Annotated in this window: 1 pseudogene; it reads left to right on the top strand. The window is 66.5% G+C overall.

The annotated features are described in order from the left end of the window. Window positions 1-1,363: pseudogene (locus EN925_RS36025) on the top strand (DUF3971 domain-containing protein); the annotation flags it as partial.

Below are 1,363 nucleotides of genomic sequence, written 5' to 3'. Positions count from 1 at the left end.
TCACGGCGCTGGATGCGAGCGTCGATCTGGCCGACACCGGCGCGGCCGCTGCCGGCAAGTTGGGACCCGTCGCGTTGAAGCTGACGGGATCGGAAGGGTTCGGCGTGAACGCATCGCGGCTGACGGCCGCTTTGTCATCGACGGGCTCTGTCCTCGATCTCGGCACGCGAGGATTGCTGGCGGCGGACGTCGATATCAATGCGACGCTGGTTGCTGGCAGCAACAAGGTCCAGGTCGACAGATTGCTGCTGAAGACCGGCCGCTCGACATTCGATTTCGCCGGTTCGATCGGGCCGAAGCCGGCAAGCGGAGCGGTGGGTGAAGAGCCCTCCTATCGCTACGACCTGACCAGCGACGGATCGTCGCTTGCGCCTTCGGAGTCGCCCGAGCCGGCGCTCACCTTCCTCGCCCGGATCGCCGGTGTCTACAACACGGTGAGCCACAAACTGGTCGCAGAGCAGATCGCGCTTCGGTCCGCCGGCTCCGGCGAGGTGCTTGGCACCGCCGCCGTGGCGTTCGTCGACGGCAAAGTGCCGGGGATCAATCTGGCGTTCAACATCCACGACATGCAGGTCTCTCACGTCAAGCAGCTATGGCCGTGGTTTTCGGCGCGCAATGCCCGGCTCTGGGTGCTGGCCAATCTGTTCGGCGGCCGTGTCGTCGACGCCAACCTTCAGTTCCAGGTGGTGCCGGGCCGGCTCGGCAACGGCGTGCCGCTTTCGGCCGATGAGGTGTTCGGCCGCTTCCAGATCGAGGGATCGCGATTCGACACCGCCGGCCGCATCCCGCCGATACGCGACGCGGTCGGCGTCGTCGGTTTCCACGGCAACGATGTCGATATCTCGCTCTCCTCGGGCACCGTCTACATGCCCAGCGGCCGCACCGTGGCGGCCAGCAACGGCACGCTGACGGTCAAGGCGGCGAACCGCCCGCCGGTCGTCGGCGCGCTCGACATCGATGTCGACGGCGACGCATCCGCCGTTGCCGAACTCGCATCCTACGAGCCGATCAACGCCATGCGCCATGTCGGCATTCTGCCGGAGGACCTGTCGGGCAGCGTCACCGGTCACGTCAAGGCGGATATTCCGCTGCAGTCCGGCGTCGACTCCTCGAAGCTCGATTGGCTGGTGTCGCTCGACTACACCGGCATGTCCCTGGCCAAGCCCTTCGAAGGACAGGTCGTGACGGATGCCGACGGTTCGATCACGGTCGACCCCGAGAAGGCGGTGATCTCCGCCAAGGCGTTGCTGAACGGCATTCCGGCCGAACTCGATCTGATCGAGCCGCTCAGGGATGAGGGGCCGGCGCGCAGCCGCAAGGTGGCCCTGGTGCTCGACGACAAGATCCGCGCCGCCGCCATGCC

Source organism: Mesorhizobium sp. M7A.F.Ca.US.006.04.2.1, from assembly GCF_004022915.1.
In the GTDB taxonomy this organism is placed as follows: Bacteria; Pseudomonadota; Alphaproteobacteria; order Rhizobiales; family Rhizobiaceae; genus Mesorhizobium; species Mesorhizobium ciceri.
This window is presented reverse-complemented; position numbering and strand designations above follow the sequence as displayed.